Consider the following 23,722-nt stretch of genomic DNA (forward strand, 5'->3'; position numbering starts at 1 on the left):
TCATGCGCTGGATCTATATTTCACCTCACCTTGATGACGCTGTACTTTCCGCAGGCGGCCTTATCTACGAACAGGTTCACGCGGGTTTGGATGTGGAGATTTGGACTTTTATGTGCGGTTTTCCATCCACAGAAGATCTTTCGCCTTTTGCCCAGCTCCTTCACCATCAGTGGGGAATAGCGTCTGCAGCGGAGGTGGTAGGGGCTCGCCGCGAGGAAGATCGGAATGCCGCTAAAATCGTTGGCGCCAAAACAGTTTATTTTGATTTCCTGGATTGTATATATAGACGCGGTGGCAACGGAGATTGGCTTTATTCTCAAATTTTTGTGCCTCCACACGCTGACGATAAGGATTTGCCGGCTCAAATAGCAGAATCCATTTCCGCCCGCCTAAACCCAGCCGATCAACTGGTTTGCCAGCTTGGGCTTGGCTCGCACGTTGACCATATCCTTGTGCGCCGTGCAGTAGATTTACTCAAAGTGCCTGTTCTCTTTGATGTGGATATTCCCTATCTATTTAATTCACCCGAGGAATTAAGCCTAAAAACTGCTGGAATGATCGAAAATAATCATAAAATAACCGAAACGGGTCTCAAGCGCTGGCAGGATGCGATTTCCGCTTATCAATCCCAAATAAGTTCCCTGTTTGACAGCCAGGATGCCATGCGCGAGCAGATCAAATCCTACTGGGCTGAAAAAGGCGGTTTGCGTTTATGGGCAAATGAATAGATATTTGTGAGTTGTCAGAGCTCCAGAGTTTTTGGGGCTTGTATCTCATTTTGAATCGTGTTATATTAGCGCCACTTTTCCGGGTGTTACCACCGGAAACTTTTTAATCACTTGCATCTCTAGTTTGGAGATGCAAAATTCTATTTAGCAGGATAATAATATGACAACCAATTTCCTTACTAAAGAGGGTTTTCAAAAGCTTCAAGAGGAACTGGATCATTTACGCACCGCCAAACGGCTGGAAGTGGCTAATCGTCTGCACGAGGCCATGGAGGGTGGGGAATTGATCGAGAATGCCGAATACGAAGCTGCAAAGAACGAACAGGCTTTTGTTGAGGGACGTATTCAGGAACTTGATATTTTGCTTGCCACAGCAAAGATTATCGAAGACAATGGCAAACCAAAAAAGAATGATGCGATTCAGGTTGGTACCAAAGTAACCATTAAAGAGGGTAATTTCGAGCCTGAATCGTTTGTAATTGTTGGCGCGGCGGAAGCCAATCCTCGCGAGGGCAAAATTTCAAATGAGTCTCCGATCGGCAAGGCTATTCTGGGGCACAAGTTGGGCGATACTGTCAAAGTTGAGACGCCCGGCGGTACTTACAATGTGAAGATCACCAAAGTCGGCTAAATAAATAAGGCGCGACCATTTTGCCCCGCGTCCATACAACGCGGGGCTTTTTTTAATCAAAAACAGGAAGAGTCCCATGTCAGAATACACCACGCTAGAAAAGATCCGTCTGCAAAAAATTGAAGAGCTACGCGCCGAGGGGTTTGATCCCTATCCCACGCGTGCTGAACGCACTCATACCAGTGCACAGATTATCGCTGAGTATGAATCTGCTGAAGCAGCCGCTGCTACGCCTGATTCGACTCCAGAAGTGACGGCAACGCTTGCGGGGCGTATTCGTGCCAGTCGTGCCATGGGTAAGGTGTCCTTCGCACACATTGAAGACCGTGACGGCAAGATTCAATTGTTTTTCCGCGTTAATGAATTGGGCAAGGATCGTGTGGATTTCTTCAATAAGATGCTCGATCTTGGTGATTTTATTCAGGCGTCCGGGGTTATGTTCCGTACCAAAACGGGAGAGATCACGCTTCATGTTCATGACTTCAAGCTGCTCGCCAAATCGGTGACGCCTTTGCCTGCCGATAAGGATGTGACCCAGGAAGACGGCACAGTTGTCCGATATGCTGCGCTTGAGTCGGCTGAGATCCGCGCGCGGCAGCGCTATGCCGACCTGGCAGTAAACCCTGATGTGCGCGAGACGTTCCGTAAACGCGCCACGCTGATCAAAGCCCTGCGAACGTTTCTTGATGAGCACGATTTCCTTGAAGTTGAAACGCCGATCCTGCAGCCGTTATATGGCGGCGCGGCGGCGCGTCCGTTCGTGACTCATCATAACGAGCTTGACCAGGATATGTATTTGCGCATCTCGTTCGAGTTATATCTCAAGCGTTTGCTTGTTGGCAATATGGAACGTGTTTATGAGATTGGACGAGACTTTCGTAATGAAGGCGTCTCATTTAAACACAACCCTGAATTTACTCAACTTGAATTTTACTGGGCTTATGCCGATTATTTGCAGGTTATGGAGTTGACCGAGCAAATGGTTGCTTATGCCGCTGAAAAGGTGGCAGGTTCCACAAAAATTACATTCGGCGAACACGAACTGGAATTCAAACCGCCCTGGAAGCGCGTGGAAATGCGAGCAGGTATCTTGGAAGTCAGCGGCATTGATATTGCCGAGCACAAAACCGCTGAAGACCTGCTCAAAGCCATTCGAGCCAAACATGGAAACAAATCTCCCGACCCCAAATCTACACGTGGAAAGATGATTGATTTTCTGCTGGGCGAGTTCCTTGAACCAACACTCATTCAGCCAACTTTCCTTTATAACTATCCGCGTGATATTTCTCCGCTGGCAAAATCCATGCCGGGTGACCCTCTCACCGTGGAGCGCTTCGAAGGCTACGTGGCCGGCTTTGAATTGTGTAATGCCTTTACCGAATTGAATGATCCGCTAGATCAGGAACAGCGCTTTTTGGAAATGGGGCGCGATTACACGGATGATGAAGAAGAAAAGCACCCGATGGATGAAGATTATCTGCGTGCCATGCGCTACGGGATGCCGCCCAATGGTGGATTCGGCATGGGTGTTGACCGCCTCGCGATGCTATTGACGAATAAACATTCCATCCGCGAAGTGTTGCTTTTTCCAGCCTTGCGAAAAGAAGAATAAGATTGACAACAAAAAACTGGCTCGATTTCGAGCCAGTTTTTTGTTGTCAAATAAATAACCGTGATAATCATTTGCGCGCAAGGTGTACGACGGATGCCCCGTCAGCGGATGTGATTGTCAAGGTATCGCTGCTTAATTGAATTTGAAGTGTGACGCCATCCGAAAAAACGCTCAGTACTCCCTGTTCCTGCAGCATGGTTTCATCGCAGAACATCATGGTGGACATGATCGCACTGAAGGAGAGTGTGTCTCCTTTCTGTTCATATGTTCCGCCGAATCCGTTACAACCGACGTTTCCACTCATATTGCCTTTTGAGTCGAATTTTATATTTGTGTCAATATTGGATATCGCGGCGGTCGGGTTGGATGGATTACCGTAGGATATTAATTTCCAGTCGCCGGTGATCGTTGAGTTTGAGCCTGCACAAGCAGCAAGTATGAATAAAGCTATTACGAGTAGGGTTATTTTTTTCATTATTATTCTCCAGGGTTAGTTTCACTCTATTTGACGCTGCCCGCTAAAATAAGTTCCATCTGAAAATTAATGGATTTCTGTTAGCACTTTTGTTCTATCAATGATATAATTTTTCCTCCACAGGAGAGTTTTATGCCATTAAATACCATTACTGTTGAACAATTGAGCAAAAATTATCAAGTGCCAGAGCGTGAAGCAGGGTTCAGCGCGGCTGTTCGTAGTTTCTTCAAACGCAAGTATAAGGATGTCAAGGCTGTGCAGCATGTCAATTTTACGATCGCACAGGGTGAGATCGTTGGATTTCTGGGACCGAATGGGGCGGGAAAAACCACCACGCTGAAAATGCTTTCTGGATTGCTGCATCCCTCCGGTGGAAAAGCCAGCGTCCTTGGCTTCATTCCCTGGGAACTGAATCCAAACTACCTGCGCTCCATGACTCTGGTCATGGGGCAGCGCAATCGCCTGTCATGGGATATTCCTGCTGCGGATTCGTTTTTACTCAATCAGGCTATTTACCGGATTCCGGATGATGAATATAAACAGACATATAAGGAACTCGACGAACTGCTTGAGCTTGAGCCCTTGATAAAAAAACCGGTGCGCAATCTTTCCCTTGGCGAGCGCATGAAGTGCGAGATCGCGGCGGGGTTGCTCCATCGTCCAAAAGTTTTGTTCCTCGATGAGCCCACCATCGGATTGGACATCACCGGGCAGGTGCGTATCCGTGAGTTTTTACGGGAGTACAACAAACGCACAGGTGCGACGATCCTGCTTACTAGTCATTACATGGCCGATGTAACCGCTTTGTGCGAGCGCATTATTATCATTCATCAGGGACGGCTTAAGTACGATGGCGGCATCAATGATCTTTCGCGCAAGATCGCACCGTTCAAGTTAATTGGTGTCATGCTTGCAGATGCGGACTCTCATGATTTAAGCGGATACGGAACCCAGGTCCAAAACGAAGAGGATGCGGATAAAAAATACATTCAGGTTAAGGCAGAGGATGTCACCCGTATCACTTCCAGATTATTGGCCGATCTCCCCATTCACGATATTACTATCACTGACCCGCCCATTGAAGATATTATTGAGCAAGCGTTTAATCAGTAATTGACTTTGAACGCAGGAGCTAACTTTTGCGCTCAGAGTCAGGCGACTCGCCGACTGACTAAAAAGGAGTACCCATGTTTCTTATCATTAAGCGACTCTGGCAGGTGAATTGGGCCGAGCAGTGGCAGTACCGCGCCAATCTGTTGATGTATCTGCTTTACTGGCTGGTTTCCCCCATCATTTACCTTGCTGTGTGGACAAGCATTGCCAATCAAAAAGGCAGTGTGAACGGTTTTACGGCCAATGATTTCATTACATATTATATGGTCTTGTTAATCTGTGATCAGGTCACCAGTAATATTGTCATCCATACTTTTGGCTACAAAATTCAAGATGGTACCCTGTCAGGAGAATTGGTGCGCCCGATCCATCCCATGTTGACAAATGGATTGGTCAATAATATCGCTTTCAAGGCTCTGACTATGATGGGGTTGACGCCCATCTGGATTATTTTATATTTTCTCTATAAACCTGATTTCAGCAGCATGATGCTCAGAAACATTCTTCTTGCACTCCCAGCTATGATACTGGCATTCTTCATTGGTTATTTATTGTCTGCCTCCATAACCTCTCTTGCCTTTTGGACGACGCGCGTATATTCAATCCATGAATTTTATTTCGCACTGATCCTGTTGTTCTCGGGTCAATTTGTTCCGCTGACGCTCATGCCGAAAGTTGTTCAAGATATCGCGCAATATCTTCCGTTTCAACTTCTTATCTATTTTCCAATCCAGTTAATCCTGGGAAAGTTATCTGCGCAACAGATCGCTCAAGGGTATGTGATGTCGTTGATATGGCTTGGGATTTCTGGGCTTTTATTTTATTTGGTTTGGCGTAATGGTGTGAAGCGCTATTCTGCGGTTGGAGCATGATCCATGCATACCTTGAAACTGCTCTCTTCATTTCTCAAAGTTAATATTCAAATGTCGCTTGCGTATCGTGCAGATACGGTCGTCAATATCCTGCTCAACTTGATGTGGCTCGGCTGGGAATTGCTCAGCCTCAATATTATCTTTAGCAATACCTCAACTCTCGGCGGCTGGGGGCTGGGAGAGTTGATCGCACTTTTGGGTGTCTTCCGTCTCGTCAATACGTTGATGATCGCGCTGATATGGCCTAATACTGAAAAATTTAACCAGAGTATCCGTGACGGCTCGATGGATTACACCATCCTGCAGCCTGTTAATAGTATGTTCCTCGTGACCTTTTCTCGCATCACCGTCTGGCGCATCTGGGATCTGGTGTTGGCTGTGATCTTGATCGTGGTCGGGATTAACATGGCTGGAGATATCATCACTCCATTCAGCCTGTTGACCTTTATCCTTTTGACTGTTACGGGCATGATCATCATCTACAGCTTGTGGATCATATTGATCGCGATGACATTCTGGTTCACAAAATTTGATAATAACGTTACCATCTTGCAAGCTCTGCTCGATTCAGGACGTTATCCGGCCACAGTTTACCCCGCATGGCTGCGAATTATCGTGACATTTATCATTCCCATTGCTGTGGCAACGACCATTCCTCTTCAGGCATTAAGGGGAGACCTGGCTTCGGGGCAGATCCTTTTGTTTATTGCGATCAGTGTTGTTGGTTTTTGGACCGCAACCAACATATGGAAAATGGGACTCAAACGCTATAGCGGGGCAAGCAGTTAATCCGCGTCTGATTTCGAAGAAATCTTAGCTTGGCAAGGTTCCCATAGAAGCGAAAAAAGCCAGTGACTGTCGTCATTGGCTTTTTTCGCTTAAATAATTCACATAATATTTATTTTTTATTAACTCTGTATTTATCCAGTTCACTCTATTGTTCTGATACCATCTCTGTAAATTAGACCCGTTTCAAATCAGTAATTTAAGGCTTACGCAAAATTGAATAAATTGTCGAGGAAATCACACGAATAGATCCAATTTCAGAGAGATTCGTGCTTGAGTTCTGTCCGTAGGGTGTCAAATGGATCATTCTGTAAGTAGTTTGATCGTTTTTTGCATGTATCCCTTCTGAACCATTGACAGAGGAATAAACTTTTGATGCAGTTCAACCAGGATTCGGGGCGTGGCTTAAAGAAGCTAACTGAGCGAAAAATAGTCATTTCTCACATCCGGCTCGCATTGGCGGGTTTGGCAGTAATTTTGTTGCTAGGGTGGTATTCCACAATCTCGATCGGCAGGCAGGCAGATCTCATTGAACGAAATAAATACATCGAAATTGCTGAAATTGCGGCGGCGGGTATTGCGGAAGAGGAGATAAAACAACTAAGCGGGACGCTCGAAGACCTGCGTAATCCCAGCTATCAGGATGTCAAAAGACACCTGATGGATTTTGGAAATATTGATCTGGAGGCGGTTTACTTTTATCTGTTGGGGAAATCTGAAGATCAAATTGTCTTTTTTGCCGATTCTACTTCAGATGCTGACAGTGATTATTCGCCGCCGGGGCAGGTTTACAGTGAGGCGAGTCCGCAAATGCATCAAATATTTATGGATGGAATTCCGATCACAGAAGGCCCTTCTCAAGACGGGCGGGGTATCTGGATATCTGCGTTTGTGCCGATAAAAGAACCGATTCATGGCGATGTTTTGGGAGTATTCGGTGTTGATATTCCGGCGGCCATTTGGCGTGAAAAAATTTCAACTGCTCAACGCGAACCAATTCTGATCACGCTCTTCTTATCTCTTTTCTATCTGGGTTTTATTTTTTTTCGTTTTCGATCGCAAGTCGCGAGCTCTGAAAGAAAAAAAATAGCCGGTGAATTAAAGGCAGAGCATGATTATGCCACTCAGATTCTTAATATCATGGGACAGGGGCTTACTGTCACAGATGCGGATGGAAGATTTGAATTTGTTAATCCGGCCTATGCGCGCTTGTCTGGTTATGAACCGTCTGAACTGCTTGGAAAATCCCCGCTTGATGTTAGCCTGCCTGAAGACCACGAGATTTTGAATGAACAGGGAAAACAACTTCAGTCCGGTAGATTCTCAACATTCGAATCTCGTTTGGTACGCGCTGATGGTAGTATCGCTCAGGTTTTGATCAGCAGCGTGCCGCGGAAATCTGAAATAGATGGGTTATTCGATGGCTCAATCATGGTCATTACTGACCTGACCGAACACAAACTCGCAGAGAAAGAATTGCGTGAGAGTGAAACCCGTTTCCGAAGTTTGTTCGATGATTCCCCCATATCCCTATGGGAGGAGGATTTCTCGGCGGTCAAACTACGGTTGGACGACCTCCATGCTGAAGGAGTCGCCGACTTCAATGCGTATCTTGGCGAACATCCCGAAATTGTGGCTGAGTGTATTGGTCTGGTTCGAGTGTTGGATGTCAATAAGGCTACACTGTCATTATACGGAGCTGATAGCAAGGAAGCCCTTGTAAAGAGCCTGGCATCCAGTCTGCCGGAAGCAGGAAATGAGTTTTTCCGTTACGAATTGGTTCAGATTGCTTCAGGCGCGCTGCGTTTTGAAATCGAAATGGTCGCCCGTACTCTCGATGGCCGACTGATCACTGTCAATTTGAATTGGGCGGTCATATCTGGATATGAAAGTGACCTATCCAAAGTCATTGTCTCGATCATAAATATCACAGAGCAAAAGCGGGCCGAAGCTGAACTCCTGCAAACCAATCGCCGGCTGGAAGGTTTGATCATTCGCGCCAATGCATTGGCGGAACAGGCGGAAACGGCAAACATCGCTAAAAGTAATTTTCTTGCCAATATGAGTCACGAGATCCGTACGCCCATGAATGGCGTTCTGGGGATGATGGGATTATTGCTGGAGACGAACCTGTCGTCAGAACAGTTGCAATATGCAAGTTTAGTTCGCTCAAGTGCAGAGTCTTTGTTGGGGATCATTAACGATATTCTTGATTTTTCAAAAATTGAATCACGTAAACTTGAATTGGAAAAGCTTGATTTCGATCTCAAGGAAATTGTGGAAGATACGATCGCCATCCTTTCGACGCAGGCGCGGGCAAAAGGATTGAATCTCGATCTAGTGATCGACTCTGAAACAGCGATGCGCCTACGGGGTGATCCGGGACGGCTGCGTCAGATATTAATTAACCTCACTGGGAATGCGGTCAAATTCACAACCCGGGGGATCATATCAATTCATGTCTGTCAGGCCGGGGAAGCTGAGAATAACGTCACCCTGCACTTTTCGATCAAAGATAATGGCATCGGGATTAATTCGGAAAGGATCAAAAGTTTATTTACTCCCTTTACCCAGGTAGACAACTCTACAACGCGCAAGTATGGTGGGACCGGATTGGGGTTGGCAATATCAAAACAATTGGTTGAATTGATGGGCGGTCAGATCGGTGTTGATAGCATGGATGGAGAAGGATCTACCTTTTGGTTCACGGTTGTATTTGAAAAATTGGATCAACAAAGTTCTACAAATGAAATTGAGCAGAGGATTGGAAAACCACAGCAAAGACCGACCGCTGAAATGCCAATCTTGGTTGATCAAAAGGGATTTTCACAGCCTCAAGCTGGTGCAGAGAAATGCCACTTTCACATTCTGCTTGTTGAGGATAATCTGATCAACCAGAAAGTTGCACTCTCTATAATAAAAAAACTGGGATACCCCATTGATGTTGCTGCAAATGGCATTGAAGCCTTGCGAGCGTTAAAAAACGTTCCATATGACCTGGTATTGATGGATTGTCAGATGCCTGAAATGGATGGCCTTACCGCAACTGCGGAGATCCGGGCTGCTGGTTCATCTGTGCTCAATCCAAAAATCCCAATTATTGCGATGACTGCCCATGCCATGAAAGGAGACCGCGAGCGCTGTCTGGCTGCCAGCATGGATGACTATTTGACCAAACCAGTAAAACCTGTGGAACTGGCTGAGAAACTCGAGTATTGGTTTAAATCCTCTTTTGAGAAAAACAAACCACAATTTGAGGCCATCGGCCAACAAAACGAAAACACGCCAGCCCAATTACAGGTACCAGGTAAACAAGATAAGAGCGCTGAGTTGGATGGCAATAAAAAGATTTTTAACGAATCTGAACTTTTAAGACGTTTAATGGATGACAAGGATCTTGAAAAGATGATTGTCAGTGCTTTTCTTGAAGATATACCGAAGCAAATAGATGGATTGAAATTTGAAATTGCTGATAATAATTTGGCTGGCGCAAGGATAAAAGCACACAGTATTCGCGGAGCCTCTGCCAATCTTGCAGCGGAATCTTTGCGGCAGGCCGCTCATGGAGTCGAGGTGATGGCAGAGAAAGGGAATCTGGATGGGGTGACTGCCTTGTTGCCGTCTATCGTATCAGAATTCGTATTGTTTGAAGAAGCGATCAAAAAGACAGGACTTTTGATCGACTATAAATAAAGGAGAAATACAATGAAAAGTTTAATCGTGGAAGATGACTTCGCCAGTAGATTATTGATGCAAAACTTTTTGCTGCCTCATGGAGAGAGCCATGTGGCGATCAATGGAAAGGAAGCGATTACCGCCTTTTCGATTGCAATCAACTCCAGCGAACCTTATCAATTGGTTTGTCTCGATATTATGATGCCGGAAATGGATGGGCAGACCGCACTAAAAGAAATCAGAACCATTGAAGAAAATAGGGGAATTATGCTTGGAGATGGTGTCAAGATCATCATGACCACGGCATTGAGTGATATTGATAATAAGATCAAAGCCGTCAATGAATTTTGCGATGGGTATCTTGTCAAGCCGATCGATCGAAGCAAACTCCTGGAACTGATCCGCTCGTTTGGCCTGATCAGCTAAAAAATGGATAGAGAAACATATCAAGTCCTGGTAATTGATGACTCGCCGATTGACCGGCTGATGTTGTCATCCATCCTTAAAAAGGAAGGCTATCATACGATTGCCGCCTCTGATGGTTCGGAAGGGATTCAGCGGGCAAGGGAGTTCCAGCCGGATATCATTCTATTGGATGTATTAATGCCGGGCGAAAATGGTTTTGAAACCTGCGCGAAGATAAAGATGGATTCGCTCACGACTTCGATCCCGGTTATTTTCCTGTCAAGTGCGAATGATAAGAGCAGCCGTATTTCGGGGTTGAATGGTGGCGGCGTGGATTACATTACCAAACCTTTCGAAACCGAGGAAGTACTTGCGCGGCTGCGAATTCATCTACGTATTCGCCAGGCTTTCAAGGCCTTGATCGAACAGCAAAAGTACCAACTATCTCAATTAACGAGCGCGCAACAGGCGATTTTGGTCCAACCTGAAGAAATACCGGACGCGCATTTTGCAGTGTATTACCGGCCGCTGCATGCGGCCGGTGGGGATTTTTATGATGTCGTTCCATTGGGAGACGGCATTGATGGATTCTTTAGTGCAGACATTTGCGGACATGATCTAGGGGCTGCCTTTGTTACATCTGCCCTGAAAGTGTTATTGCGCCAAAACTTTAATTCTCTTTATACACCTTCGGAAATTATGACATTACTCAATAGCGTTCTCCAGCCGGTCTTGAATGAAGGTGTGTTGATAAGCGCTTGTTGTGTGAGATTGAATCGTCGTTCTGAACGGCTTACCGTGGTTGACGCAGGGCATCCGCCTTTATTGCATCTGGACGTAAATGGGGCTGCTAATTTAATTTCTGCCAAGGGCGACCTGCTTGGTGCATTCGAGGCCCCTTACTTTGAAAGCGTGGAAGTTAAAGTGGCTAAAGGAGATCGCTTGTTTTTCTTTAGCGACGGTTTGATCGAAAATTATCATGGGAACGTCGTTTCACGTAAGGAAGGGATGAGTCATCTGGTAGAAGCGCTCGTTTCCCGACATAAGCTGCCTTTGGCTGAAATGGTGGAAGAGGCTGTTCAGGATATTTGTACATCCAATGAAGATCCTGGTGACGACCTTTTGCTTTTGGGAGTGGAAGTATAGATATGTCCCAAGGTCAAATAAAAACGTGGGCCATGTATGCCAGCCTGGAAAATGCAGACCATATTTGCACGGACATTTCTGCATGGATGACGGAGTTGAACTTATCCAGGCATATTTTTTCACTCGAGCTTCTTGCGCGGGAGGCATTAAATAATGCCATTATTCATGGCAGCCAGATGGATCCTGCCAAAAAAATATATGCTGAACTACTTTGCGATGAGAATATTTTGCAGTTGAAGGTCAGGGATGAAGGAACTGGTTTTAATTGGCGGGGCACTCTTCAAAAGGATATGGTAGCCGATAATAAAGAGGATGGGCGCGGGTTGAAACTTTACCAGCTTTATGCAGACCAGGTTGAGTTCAATGAGATCGGTAATCAGGTAATCCTAACCCGTTCAATAAATGACTGATCAGAGTTTGAATCATTTCAGGAAAATATAAAGGAAGGTAAAGATGCAGCCAGAACAACAAGACCCAATTATCCGATTCTATAAGCCCGAAGGGGATATAACGGCGTCCAGCGCACCTTTGATCCGCGTCGATCTAAAGAATTTGATTGCGGAGGGAGTCCGAGACCTGGTCATTGATATGACCAATACACGGGTGATCGATTCGACCGGCATTGGTTTGCTGGTTGCCACCCATAACTCTCTCGTGCGCCTGAATGGCAAACTTGCCATCAAAAACGTATCTCAGGATTTGTTCGAACTATTAAAAGCATTCAGACTGGATAAACACTTTAGCGTGTCCGGTGACCCTCGATTAGGGTAGCACCGGTAAGGATGTGACACTTATGCTTGATTTGGATGATTCTTTCATAAAGGAATACCTCGCTGAGTCGCGGGAACACCTTGCAGATATTGAGAACGATCTGTTGCAGATCGAATCTGCGGGAAACAATGTTGATGATAACCTGGTCAATAAGGTCTTTCGTGCGGCTCATTCGATTAAGGGCGGTGCGGGATTCTTTAATTTACATAGAATACAGGAACTGGCTCATCGCACAGAAAATGCATTGGACATGATTCGCTCAGGAGAGATGGCGCCTGCACCGGATGTGATCAATGTTTTGTTAATGGCTTTTGATCGCCTGCGCGACCTGCTTAATAATTATCAAACCAGCGAACAGGCTGACACCACCGAGATTTTGGTCGCATTGGCGGGAATGGTGTCGGCCAACCTTGCGCCTGCTGAAAAAGAATCGCTTATACGAACTGTGAAGGTGACCGCGCCTGGGGTGAAGACTGTCATTAATATCCCGGAATTTGATTTCAATCGTGCAAAAGATGGTCGTCATTATTTGTACCTGCTGGAATATGACTTGATTGATGATATTCAAAGGAAGGGCAAGCGTTCATCGGATGTATTGTATCTATTGAGCAATTCAGGCTCGATCCTTGAAGCTGTATTTGAATTGGAAGTGGCGGGTACTCTTGATGACGAACCGTCCGATCGCCTGCCGTTCGTGGTGTTGTTTTCCACTGAACTTCCGCCGCAGATGGCCGATGTGATCTTTGATCTGCCGGCCAACCAGGTGCATGTGATCTACTCTCCACAGGTTGACCCGCTTCCAGTTGCCGCGCCGGTTGTCAGCTTTGAAAGACCGCCCGAAATTATTCATTCAGAACCGGGCATTCCTGAATCTGCCGTGAATTCAGCACAGTCCGTATCCCAGCCAGTAGTGTTGAATGCAGTCTCTGATACTGGAGTCTCTTCCGCTGGGATGGAATCTACTTTACGGGTGGAAGTGAGCGTTCTCGAATCTTTAATGAATTTAGCCGGTGAGCTTGTCCTCAGCCGTAATCAATTATTGGATGCCATGGCAAGCGGCGATCAGCACACCATGCAAATTGGTGCCCAGCGTATTAACCTGGTGACCTCTGAGCTTCAGGAAAATATTATGCTGACGAGGATGCAGCCGGTCAGTAATATTTTTAATAAATTTCCGCGTGTGGTCCGTGATCTTTCAAAAGATCTTGGCAAGGAAATCCGGCTTGATATTTCGGGTCGCGAAGTGGAGATGGATAAAACCATCATCGAAGGCTTAAGCGAGCCGATGACTCACATGGTCCGCAATGCTGTTGATCATGGCATCGAGAACGCTGAAGTGCGCATACGTGCGGGCAAGCCGGCGTTTGGCACGATCAATTTGAGAGCCTATCACGAAGCCGGGCAGGTTGTGGTCGAGATCCATGATGATGGCAAGGGGATTGATCCTGCAAAAGTAGCTGCTTCAGCGCTGGCCAAGGGATTGATTTCACAGGATCAGTTGAAGGGCATGTCTGCCAAGGAAATGACCGCGCTCATATTTCTGCCGGGCTTGTCGACAGCTGACAAGATAAGTGATGTATCTGGCCGCGGAGTGGGGATGGATGTGGTCAAAACCAATTTGGATAAGCTGGGCGGCAAGGTGGAGATCGATTCTGTCCCGGGTAAGGGGACCAATATTATTATCCGTTTGCCTTTGACGTTGGCGATCATTCCTTCCTTATTACTTTCTGTGAATGAAGAACGTTTTGCCATTCCGCAGGTGCATGTCAGTGAGCTGATCCATATATCTGCTGAACAGATCCAGAAACGGATTGAGGTGGTTGGAAATTCAGAAGTGTTAATGTTGAGAGGCGCGCTGATTCCCCTGGTGCGTTTGAGTGATGTGTTGGGCATCGAAAAAAGACTCGAAGATCCGGAGGCGCGCGTTCTTACACCTGACCAGCGCGCCAGATTGGCAGATCGCCGCTCTCCGCGTTACACAATTGATAGTTCCGAGCCAATTCTGGAAAGAGCTGTGCTCGCAAGTAACTTATATAAGCGAACAGGCACAGATCGTCGATTCCATGCGTCCAGCAGTCTTAATATTGTGGTCATCACAACCGGGGCCATGCAATATGGTCTGGTTGTCGATGAGCTTCACGATACCGTTGAAATTGTGGTTAAACCGCTTGGACGCCACTTTAAGGGATTGCGCGAATATGCAGGAGCCACAATTTTGGGAGATGGCAACGTGGCGCTGATCCTGGATGCTTCAGGAATTGCTGTGAAAACGGGTCTTGTTTCCATGGCAGGCAGCCGCCGCGCCATGGATTTGAATGCGGAGACCATTCGCGAGGAGTCTAAAGATAGACATTCCTTGCTTACTTTCCTGAACGCGCCTGATGAGCATTGCGCGATACCCATGGAACTGGTCGTGCGTGTACTTCAGGTTGAGAACAAACAAATTGAATGGGCCGGCGGACGAAGAACGATGCAATACCGCAACGCCTCACTGCCTTTGGTAACCCTTAAAGATACCGCGCAGGTCGCCGAGCTGCAACTGGAACAAGAGAAGGTTGTGGTGATCTTTAATGTAATGGGTCATGAAGTAGGGCTGCTTGCCGCCATGCCCGTTGATGTAATGGAAACGACTGCGACGATAGATCAGAAGACCCTGCGTCAGCAAGGGATTTTCGGGTCGGCGATCATTGAAAATCAGACCACTCTTATTCTGGATATTCTTGAAATTGTTAAGACCATTCATCCGGAATGGGTTCAGGAAACTGAAAAGATCGAAGAACAGCGTACTACGACGACAGGCGGCGGTAGCGTCATTCTGTTGGCGGAGGATTCTGATTTCTTCCGCGGGCGGGTAAGGCGTTATCTTGAGGCAGATGGATTTGTTGTCATCACAGCAGTGGACGGTCAGGAGGCCTATGAATTTCTTGAGGCCAATGCCGACAAGGTAAATCTGGTGCTTACCGATGTGGAAATGCCGCGCATGGACGGGCTGGGATTGGCACGTGCGATCCGCGCCGACCCGCGCTTTAATAAACTGCCCATCATTGCCCTGACCTCACTCGCCAGCGAGGAAAATATCGCACGTGGAATGGAAGCTGGGGTCAATGAGTATCAAGTCAAACTTGATCACGATCTGCTTTTGGAAGGCATTAGAAATTTACTTCATACAAATGCAAGCCGGGATTAATTTCGCCGTGCTTAACTAAAGATATAAGGAAAAATACCCATGCAGCAGCTTGCCAAAGAATACCGTATCAATGACACGAACTTAAATCTCAGGAAAGAATTCATGAGCTTCGGCCCGGAAGATGTCCAAGTTTTACGGAAGCTTGCCGGTTGGGCGGCGCGCGTGGCGGATGTCATCGCCAAGGAATTCTACGACCATCAGTTTGCGTTTGCGCCCTCTTTGGAGTTCTTTGAATCCTACGCCAAGGGAAAGAACATTCCGATGCCTCAATTACGCCAGCGGCTGGAAAAAGCGCAAGCAGGGTATTTTCTGCAGATCTTTCAGGAAGCCGCCGCTGGGCAATATGGAGTTGATTACTTTGAAAAACGCCTGCAAGTGGGAAAGGTGCACAACAAGATCAACCTTCCACTCAAATGGTACCTGGGGAGTTACAGCCTCTACAAAGATCTGACTCACAAGTATCTTGTTAGATATTTCTTCTTCCGACCGGGTTTCCGTACCAAGGCTGAACGGGCAATTTTTGCCGTATTCAACTACGATATGCAGGCGGTGGCTGATGCTTTCTTCTATGATTACTTGCAATCGGTCAGCATGGATCTGGCCTCCATCCCTGTGACCGTTGCTTCTCACGATCTGTCTGAATATTATCAGCCGCTAAAAGACACTCTGCGCGGAGTCCTAAGCACAGTGTCAGACAGCTCCAATTCCATTACTTCGTTTTCCGAGCAGCTTTCGTCAAAGACGAATATTGTTGCCGCTGCCGCGGAAGAACTGAGCGCGAACACAGCCTCTGTTGCGGATGGGATGGAAAAAGCCAATAGCAGTTTGCATGCTGTGGCTGTAGCTGTCGAAGAAATGACCGCCACCACCGGCGAAATTGCTAAAAATTCAGAAAAAGCACATACCACCACAGAACAGGCTGCTGTTCAGGTGGATCAATTTTCAGTGGTGATGAACAGGCTGGGTCAGTCTGCGCAGGAAATTGGAAAGGTGACAGAGACGATCACGAGTATCTCATCCCAGACCAATCTGCTGGCACTTAATGCAACGATCGAGGCAGCCCGGGCGGGTGTGGCCGGTAAGGGGTTCGCGGTTGTCGCCAGTGAGATCAAGGAATTAGCCAAACAAACCGCAGAAGCCACGAATATTATCAAGGAAAAGATCAATACTATTCAAGGCTCAACAGCCGGAGCGGTTGCGGATATCGAAAGGATTGTGCAGATCATCCGGGATGTCAATGAGATCGTCATGGGCATTGCTGCCGCGATTCGCGAACAGACAACGGTCACACAGGATATCGCCAGTAATATCGGACAGGCATCCTTCGAGGTCCGCGATGTGAATACCCGAGTGTCGGAAACATCCATCGTCACCAGAAGCATCGCCAAAGAGATCGCCGAATTAAGCGGGACGGCTGAAGTGGATGCAGGCTCATTGAATGAAATTGCAATATCCGTTACGACATTGAAGAACATGGCTCGATCGCTTCAAGAGGTCTGCAGTCAGTTTAGATTGGATGAAATCAGCAAAAATAATTAGTTATCAAAATTAGGAATTAAGGAAAATATTTATGCAAAAAAGGATATTTCAATCCGCAATCACGATAATGAATCGGCTTACTTATTCAGGAAAGATGCTGTTGCTGACGGCGGTTTTCCTTATTCCGATTGCCATTCTTACCTACCAGCTGGCGTCTCAGTTGGGGACAGGCATTGACTTTACTCGTCAGGAGCGTAAGGGTGTTGAGTACCTGCGTCCCACGCTGAGTTTGCTCCAGCACGTACAGCAGCATCGTGGTGCCGCAAATACCTTTTTGTCTGGGGATAAGTCGTTCAAAGATATCATGGCGCAAAAGCAGGCTTCCATTAAAGAAGACTTTGCGGCTGTCGACGCGGTGAATCAATTTTATGGATCCGAATTTAAAACCGCTGAACGCTGGCAAGCGCTTAAAAGTGAATGGCAAACCCTGCAAAATGAAGTGGAAAATCTTACTGCTGCTGAAAGCTTTGACCGCCACACTACGCTGATTGCCAAGATCCTTGCGTTCCGCGTTTACATAGCGGATAAATCCAACTTGTCTTTGGATTCAAATACAGATATTTATTTTCTTATGATATCGACCGTAAAATCCTACCCGCAAACCGCTGAAATTTTGGGGCAAATTCGGGCGATCGGATCGGGCAGTCTTGTGGATGGGGTCATCACCGATAAGGAGCGGGTTAATCTTCAAGTGTTAACTCGACTCGCTGATTCAAATTCTGCCCAGGCGAGTCAAGATGTACAGCAAGCTTTTGATTACAACCCTGCACTTAATGCGCGGCTTGCAAAGTACACCAAGGATGCCCAAACTCAAGAGGAAGCCTTTCAAGAATTGGTAGACACTCAGGTCATTAGTGCGGAAACTGTCACCATCACATCGAAGGAATATTTTGACACTGCTACAAAAGCTATTGACGCTCAACTTTTGGTTGCGGTTGAGCTGGATAAAGCAACCGATGATCTGCTTGCCGCCCATCTTGGTAAACTGACCAATGGAAGAATTCTGGCGTTTGTTCTGGCGGGTATCCCTGTACTGCTGGCATTGTGGTTGTTCGCTGGCTTTTATTTCTCAGTCATTAAGGCGATGGGGGATGTGAAGGAAGTTGCCACGAGTATTTCTCAGGGCGATGTCAGCCACAATCTTGAATATCACTCACAAGATGAGATGGGGCAAATGGCAGAATCTTTCCGAGCCATGATCGCATACCTGCAAAATATGGCCAGAGTATTTGAGAATATGGCGCAAAATGATCTGCGGGAGGATGTGACACCCATCTCTGAAAGAGATGCGATGGGCAGATTTTTCTCTAAAATGATCGTCAACCTGCGCGATTCCATCGGACAGGTGGCGCAGAACGGCGCTTCCTTGAGTAATATTTCCGGGCAGCTTGGCTCAAAGACAAACATTGTTGCTGCCGCAGCCGAAGAATTGAGCGCCAATACAACCTCTGTAGCGGCAGGTGTGGAGCAGGCAAATACCAATTTACACGCCGTTGCCGTGGCAGTGGAAGAAATGACCGCCACAGCGGGTGAAATTGCAAAAAATTCTGAAAAAGCGCATGCGACCACAGAACGGGCTGCCGAGCAGGTGGATCAGTTTTCCCTGGTCATGCGTGACCTTGGTCAGTCTGCCCAGGAAATTGGGAAGGTAACGGAAACGATCACCCGCATCTCTTCCCAGACAAATTTGCTGGCGCTCAATGCCACTATCGAAGCCGCCCGCGCGGGCGCAGCCGGCAAGGGATTCGCGGTTGTCGCCAGTGAGATCAAGGAACTTGCCAAGCAAACTTCAGAAGCGACCAACGTGATCAAGGAAAAGATCAATACCATTCAAGGATCAACTGCCGGGGCGGTTGCCGATATTGATAAGATCGTGCAGGTCATACGTGATGTCAATGAGATCGTCATGAGTATTGCCGCGGCGATCCGCGAACAGACAACGGTCACACAGGATATCGCTGGAAATATTGCTCAAGCATCCAATGGGGTTCGGGACGCCAGTACAAGAGTAGCTGAGACTGCGATTGTAACGAGCAGCATTGCGCAAGAGATCGCTGAATTGAGCGGCGTGGCCGAGGTAAATACCGGCCCAAGATCGGCAAATGAACTTGCCGCTTCGGTCACTACACTGGTGAATATGTCCCAGTCGCTTCAGGAGATCTGCAAGCAGTTTAGGCTTTATGAAACCGGCAAGGATGACTTGATCGCTGAGATCGATACTTTCAAACAAGCCCACTTGAACTGGGTCAAGAAGGCGGAGGATATGCAGCAGGGCGGAATGGCTATTAATGTCAAAGATATCCCCACTCATACGAGCTGCTCGCTCGGGCGCTGGTATTACGGGGTTGGCAGGGGAAGATTTGCTCATCAACGTGAATTCATTGAGATCGAGACCCCGCACATGAAATTTCATGAGTTGTTGAGGGAGTATGTCGAGGTTTTCAAGAGTCACGGAGCAGGCCGGGCGCAAGGCAGCCTCGATCAATTGAAATCACTCTCGTTGAATATCGTCAATAGTTTTGAACAATTAAAAAGGATCGTTTAATAGCCTGGCAATTTCCAGCAAGGGTCGTTGAAATTAGTTGCTCGTGAATTGGCCTCAAAGGAGAAAGAAAATGAAAATCCTAAATAACATGAAGATCGGTAGAAGGCTTTTGGTTGGTTTTGGAGTTGTGATTTTAATGATGATCGCGGCAACTGTGATCGGAGTTTGGAGTATTAATTCGATCAATGCTGGATTGGAAAATGTCCTTTTTCAGATCGAGCAAATTGACCATGTTCATACCGTTGACGAGAATTTGGATGGTGTGTACTTGCACTTGTCTCTGGCGCTTCTTGAAAATACTCCTTCCGGACAGGCCGCCATGCTGGCGGACCTCGCAGAACACCGTGCCGCTTATCTCGAAGCTTTGGATTGGTTTAAAGCTAATTCAGATACGGAGGAAGAGGTGGTCCTCATAAAGGCGCTCGATGATGTATTAGCAGTCAATGGTGAGATTAATAATAGAGTGCTTGACCTGCTTAACTCAGGACAGGCTGAAGATGCCAGACAGCTCTATCTGCGTGAAGGTTTGGAACGCCTGCCTGTCATGGAGCAGGCGCTTGATGACCTGATCAATTCTGTGGACGGTGAAATGGTTGTTGTAGAAAAATCTGCCCAGGACCTTACAAGTAGGATGGGTGTGGTCTTGATCATTTTCGCTGTAGCAGCACTATTCGTGGCGATTTTCATGGTGGCAACGATCACAGCCAGCATTACCAAACCCATTCAGGTATCTTTATCTTATCTAAAGGATATGTCCATGGGTGATTTTTCCATTCTTCCCGCGCGGGAGCTCATTGATCGAGCAGATGAAATGGGAGATATTGGAAAGTCAATTTCAGTTCTGCTTGGCAGCTTAAAGAATTCCATCGGTCAGGTTCGTGACGGCGTTGGCACGATCGCTTCCGCTTCCACGGAGCTGTCTGCTGTTTCTTCGCAAATGACCTCCTCTGCATCCGAAGCATCGGCCAGGTCGAATGGTGTCGCCTCCGCTGCTGAAGAAATGAGCGCAAATACATTTTCAGTGGCCGCTGGAATCGAGCAGGCTGTTACGAATTTGCGCAGCGTTGCCACTGCCACGGAAGAAATGACCGCCACGATCGGTGAGATCGCGGGAAATTCAGAAAAGGCTCGCCGCATTACGGGTGAGGCTGTATCTCAGGCCGACCAAATTTCAGCCGCGGTGCGCTCGCTTGGTCAATCTGCCCAGGATATTGGCAAGGTGACCGAGACGATCACATCCATTTCGAACCAGACCAATCTGCTTGCGTTGAACGCAACCATCGAAGCCGCCCGTGCCGGTGCTGCGGGCAAAGGTTTTGCAGTGGTCGCGACGGAGATCAAGGAACTTGCAAAACAGACCGCGGCGGCCACCGAGGATATTAAAGTCAAGATTTCCGGAATTCAAAATTCAACCGCGAACACTGTTGATGATATTGAAAAAGTTATGAAGGTCATTCATGATATAAGCGATATTGTCACCACCATTGCCACAGCCATTGAGGAGCAGTCTGTTGTAACCAAGGATATCGCCGGGAATATCTCGCAGGCGACCAGGGGGGTGGATGAGGCCAATGATCGTGTATCCCAAACTTCAACCGTAGCCCAATCTGTAGCGCAGGATATTGCAGCGGTTAATGTAGCTGGAAATGATATTGCCCGCGGAAGCCATCAGGTACAGGAAAGCGCCAGTGAATTGTCAAAACTGGCTGAACAACTGCGCAATATGGTTCAGGCCTTCAAGGTCTGACCTTGAGTTGATCATGATTATTTATTATGCCAGCGTAGGAGGCTGAAATGCCGCTTCAAGAAGAACCCACCCTCGTATCCACCTTTTATATCGGAGGTACGCTCATGGGTGTCAACGCGATGAATGTTCAGGAAGTCGTTCAATTGCACAACCTCACACCGGTGCATCATGCCAGTGATTATATTGCCGGCATCATCAACCTGCGCGGTCAGATTGTCACTGTGGTGGACCTGCAGCGCAGGCTCGAGATTGACCAATTGGATGCCCGGTCAGCCCGGGATATTTTTATCGTTTCGTCCCATGGTGAAAATATCGGTTTGCTGGTCGACGAAGCCTCAGATGTGATTCCCGCTGATATGGATAATCTGGCTCCGTTGCCTGCAAACATGAGTCTTACCCAGCAAAAATTTCTCAAAGGAATTTGCCAAAGCGAAATTCGCCCGATCGCCATCCTGGATGTCAATTCACTGTTGAGCGTGGAGGAAGATGAAACTGCGAGTTCTGGTCGTAGATGATACTTCCCTGTTCCGACGGGTAATCACGGACGCTCTCGCGCTTCTTCCTGACGTGGAAGTGGTGGGTACTGCTCCAAATGGAAAAATCGCTCTCGAAAGGATAGCGACTCTTTCACCTGACCTGATTACACTGGATATCGAAATGCCTGAGATGGACGGCTTGGAGGTGCTGAACGCCTTGAAGAGTCGCGGCATTGAATGCGGCGTGGTGGTTGTCAGCGCGTTAACCCTCAAAGGCGGCGATCTAACCATTCGGGCGTTGGAGCGGGGCGCGTTTGATTTCATCACAAAACCAAGCGGCGGAGACCCGCAGTCCAATCTGATTGCAATCAGCAAACACCTTGCCCCGATCGTGAACGCTTATCGCCGCCGCTGGGAAATTCGCTCCATTCTAAAACAAACCTCTACAACCGGTGCTCCGGCCGCTAGGTCCGCAACTGTCTCTTCTCCGCAGCCGACGCGTGCTGAACGTCAGCCCATCTTAAAAAAAGCGGATCTGGTGTTGATCGGTGTTTCGACTGGCGGCCCTAATGCGCTGGCAAAAATGCTGCCGGCGCTGCCCCTCAATTTTCCTGTTCCTATATTGATTGTTCAGCACATGCCGCCGTTATTTACAAAATCAATGGCTGCCAGTCTATCGGAAAAATGCAAGATGGCGGTCAAGGAAGCCGAAGACAGGGAAATCATTCGTCCGGCGACAGTTTATATCGCTCCGGGCGGGCGCCATATGAAAATTGTACCGGGCTCAAAGGGAGAAATTAGTTTAAGCATCACGGATGATCCCCTTGAAAATAATTGCCGTCCATCTGTTGACTATTTGTTCCGCTCTGTTGCGAATACATTTAATGGCAATACCACAGCTGTTATCATGACCGGCATGGGGAGTGACGGCGTGCTGGGGCTTCGTCTATTAAAACGCAAGAACTGCCATATCATTGCCCAGGATGAAGCCTCCTGTGTTGTCTTTGGCATGCCCGGAGAAGCCGTGAAGGCGGGTGTTGTGGATGTAATTACTCCGTTGGATCATATCGCTGAAGAGATCAGCCGTTCAGTAAAGAGTGCAATCTTGTGATCAAAATTCTGCCTGAAGAAGCGCGCACGCTATCACTATATATTTATTCCCTGTGCGGGGTACATCTTGATGAGACCAAGGGTTATCTTTTGGAGAACCGTTTGGCACCCCTGTTACAGGAGAATTCCTGTGGAAGTTTTTCAGAATTCTATTTGAAAGCGCGATCTGATTCAACCAAGACCATTCCCAGAAAAATTGTGGATGCGGTCACTACCGGGGAGACTTCGTTTTTCCGGGATAGTGCGCCTTTTGACTTGCTCCAATTTAAACTATTGCCCGAACTGATTGACCGGCGGAGAAAAAACAGCTCCTCCAGGGGGCCGATCTCGCTGCGTATCTGGAGCGCGGCTTGTTCATCCGGGCAGGAGGTTTACACAACCGCCATTGTGCTGCAGGAAACCCTTGGAAACCTCCTCAATTACAATATTCAACTTTTGGGTACTGATATATCGGATCAGGCCGTGGCACGCGCCTCCTACGGTGTTTTTTCGCGAATGGAAGTTGAACGCGGATTGGCGGCTGAAAAGCTTCAACGAAATTTTGTTCCCGTGGAAAAAGGCTGGAAGATCAGGGACGAACTTCGAGGAATCGCTTCCTTTAAGAAATTGAATTTGATGGAGGACTTTTCTTCGCTGGGTCGTTTTGATATTATTTTCTGCCGCAACGTAGCGATCTACTTTACAGAAGCGGATAAGGTGAAATTGTTTTCAAAACTTGGGAATGCTTTGGATCCAGATGGCGCTTTGATCATTGGCAGTACAGAATCGCTGACCGGGTTATGCCCGCAATTCGAACCCATGCGCTATCAAAGGAGCGTGTATTATCGTTTGAGGAAATGAATTATCTGGACTCTCGCGAAAGTTTGGAGAGCAAGTAAAACTGAATTATATGGATGGGGAGCAG

General features: G+C 47.4%; 19 protein-coding genes. 18 read left to right on the top strand and 1 reads right to left on the bottom strand.

What is annotated here, in order from left to right; genetic code table 11:
• Positions 1-2: 2 nt before the first annotated feature.
• The 3 genes from IPL17_RS17640 (at position 3) to lysS (ending at position 2,971) form a co-directional block, all read left to right on the top strand.
• Positions 3-728, top strand: a complete 726-nt coding sequence (locus tag IPL17_RS17640) for a PIG-L family deacetylase (RefSeq protein WP_345308402.1) — start codon at positions 3-5, stop codon at positions 726-728.
• A 160-nt stretch (positions 729-888) separates the two neighbouring features.
• Positions 889-1,359: a transcription elongation factor GreA gene (greA, locus tag IPL17_RS17645; RefSeq protein ID WP_345308403.1), complete on the top strand. Its 471-nt coding sequence runs from the start codon at positions 889-891 to the stop codon at positions 1,357-1,359.
• Positions 1,360-1,435: 76 nt separating this feature from the next.
• Positions 1,436-2,971: a lysine--tRNA ligase gene (gene lysS, locus IPL17_RS17650; protein WP_345308404.1), complete on the top strand. Its 1,536-nt coding sequence runs from the start codon at positions 1,436-1,438 to the stop codon at positions 2,969-2,971.
• Positions 2,972-3,038: 67 nt separating this feature from the next.
• Here the strand turns inward: lysS and IPL17_RS17655 are convergent, their stop codons facing one another.
• Positions 3,039-3,446: an META domain-containing protein gene (locus IPL17_RS17655; protein WP_345308405.1), complete on the bottom strand. Its 408-nt coding sequence runs from the start codon at positions 3,444-3,446 to the stop codon at positions 3,039-3,041.
• Between the two features lie 132 nt (positions 3,447-3,578).
• Between IPL17_RS17655 and IPL17_RS17660 the strand changes: the two genes are divergently transcribed.
• The 15 genes from IPL17_RS17660 to IPL17_RS17730 all read left to right on the top strand — a co-directional run bounded on the left by IPL17_RS17660 (position 3,579) and on the right by IPL17_RS17730 (position 23,658).
• On the top strand, positions 3,579-4,559 hold the full coding sequence (locus tag IPL17_RS17660) for an ATP-binding cassette domain-containing protein (RefSeq protein ID WP_345308406.1): 981 nt from the start codon (positions 3,579-3,581) through the stop codon (positions 4,557-4,559).
• Between the two features lie 74 nt (positions 4,560-4,633).
• The gene (locus IPL17_RS17665) at positions 4,634-5,431 is read left to right on the top strand and encodes an ABC-2 family transporter protein (RefSeq protein WP_345308407.1); all 798 of its coding nucleotides are present in this window, start codon (positions 4,634-4,636) and stop codon (positions 5,429-5,431) included.
• Positions 5,432-5,434: 3 nt separating this feature from the next.
• Positions 5,435-6,220 carry an ABC-2 family transporter protein gene (locus tag IPL17_RS17670; RefSeq protein ID WP_345308408.1) on the top strand — a complete coding sequence of 262 codons (786 nt, stop codon included), beginning with the start codon at positions 5,435-5,437 and terminating at the stop codon, positions 6,218-6,220.
• A 474-nt stretch (positions 6,221-6,694) separates the two neighbouring features.
• Positions 6,695-9,910, top strand: coding sequence for an ATP-binding protein (locus IPL17_RS17675; protein ID WP_345308409.1), 3,216 nt, complete (start codon positions 6,695-6,697; stop codon positions 9,908-9,910).
• A gap of 12 nt (positions 9,911-9,922) precedes the next feature.
• Positions 9,923-10,318 carry a response regulator gene (locus IPL17_RS17680; protein WP_345308410.1) on the top strand — a complete coding sequence of 132 codons (396 nt, stop codon included), beginning with the start codon at positions 9,923-9,925 and terminating at the stop codon, positions 10,316-10,318.
• Between the two features lie 3 nt (positions 10,319-10,321).
• Positions 10,322-11,443, top strand: a complete 1,122-nt coding sequence (locus tag IPL17_RS17685) for a fused response regulator/phosphatase (RefSeq protein WP_345308411.1) — start codon at positions 10,322-10,324, stop codon at positions 11,441-11,443.
• A 2-nt stretch (positions 11,444-11,445) separates the two neighbouring features.
• Positions 11,446-11,853, top strand: coding sequence for an ATP-binding protein (locus IPL17_RS17690; RefSeq protein WP_345308412.1), 408 nt, complete (start codon positions 11,446-11,448; stop codon positions 11,851-11,853).
• A gap of 43 nt (positions 11,854-11,896) precedes the next feature.
• The gene (locus IPL17_RS17695; protein WP_345308413.1) at positions 11,897-12,214 is read left to right on the top strand and encodes an STAS domain-containing protein; all 318 of its coding nucleotides are present in this window, start codon (positions 11,897-11,899) and stop codon (positions 12,212-12,214) included.
• 22 nt (positions 12,215-12,236) lie between these two features.
• Positions 12,237-15,401 (top strand): chemotaxis protein CheW, encoded by a 3,165-nt coding sequence (locus IPL17_RS17700; RefSeq protein WP_345308414.1) that lies wholly within the window; start codon positions 12,237-12,239, stop codon positions 15,399-15,401.
• 39 nt (positions 15,402-15,440) lie between these two features.
• On the top strand, positions 15,441-16,940 hold the full coding sequence (locus IPL17_RS17705) for a globin-coupled sensor protein (protein ID WP_345308415.1): 1,500 nt from the start codon (positions 15,441-15,443) through the stop codon (positions 16,938-16,940).
• Positions 16,941-17,007: 67 nt separating this feature from the next.
• Positions 17,008-19,485 (top strand): methyl-accepting chemotaxis protein, encoded by a 2,478-nt coding sequence (locus IPL17_RS17710; protein WP_345308416.1) that lies wholly within the window; start codon positions 17,008-17,010, stop codon positions 19,483-19,485.
• 70 nt (positions 19,486-19,555) lie between these two features.
• Positions 19,556-21,232: a methyl-accepting chemotaxis protein gene (locus IPL17_RS17715; protein WP_345308417.1), complete on the top strand. Its 1,677-nt coding sequence runs from the start codon at positions 19,556-19,558 to the stop codon at positions 21,230-21,232.
• Positions 21,233-21,279: 47 nt separating this feature from the next.
• On the top strand, positions 21,280-21,747 hold the full coding sequence (locus IPL17_RS17720) for a chemotaxis protein CheW (RefSeq protein WP_345308418.1): 468 nt from the start codon (positions 21,280-21,282) through the stop codon (positions 21,745-21,747).
• On the top strand, positions 21,719-22,819 hold the full coding sequence (locus IPL17_RS17725; RefSeq protein ID WP_345308419.1) for a chemotaxis response regulator protein-glutamate methylesterase: 1,101 nt from the start codon (positions 21,719-21,721) through the stop codon (positions 22,817-22,819). The genes IPL17_RS17720 and IPL17_RS17725 overlap by 29 nt, the downstream gene beginning before the upstream one ends.
• Entirely contained in the window at positions 22,816-23,658 is an 843-nt protein-coding gene (locus IPL17_RS17730; RefSeq protein WP_345308420.1) for a CheR family methyltransferase, read from the top strand. Before IPL17_RS17725 ends, IPL17_RS17730 begins: the two co-directional genes overlap by 4 nt.
• Positions 23,659-23,722 lie beyond the last annotated feature (64 nt).

The organism is Candidatus Villigracilis saccharophilus (genome assembly GCF_016711665.1).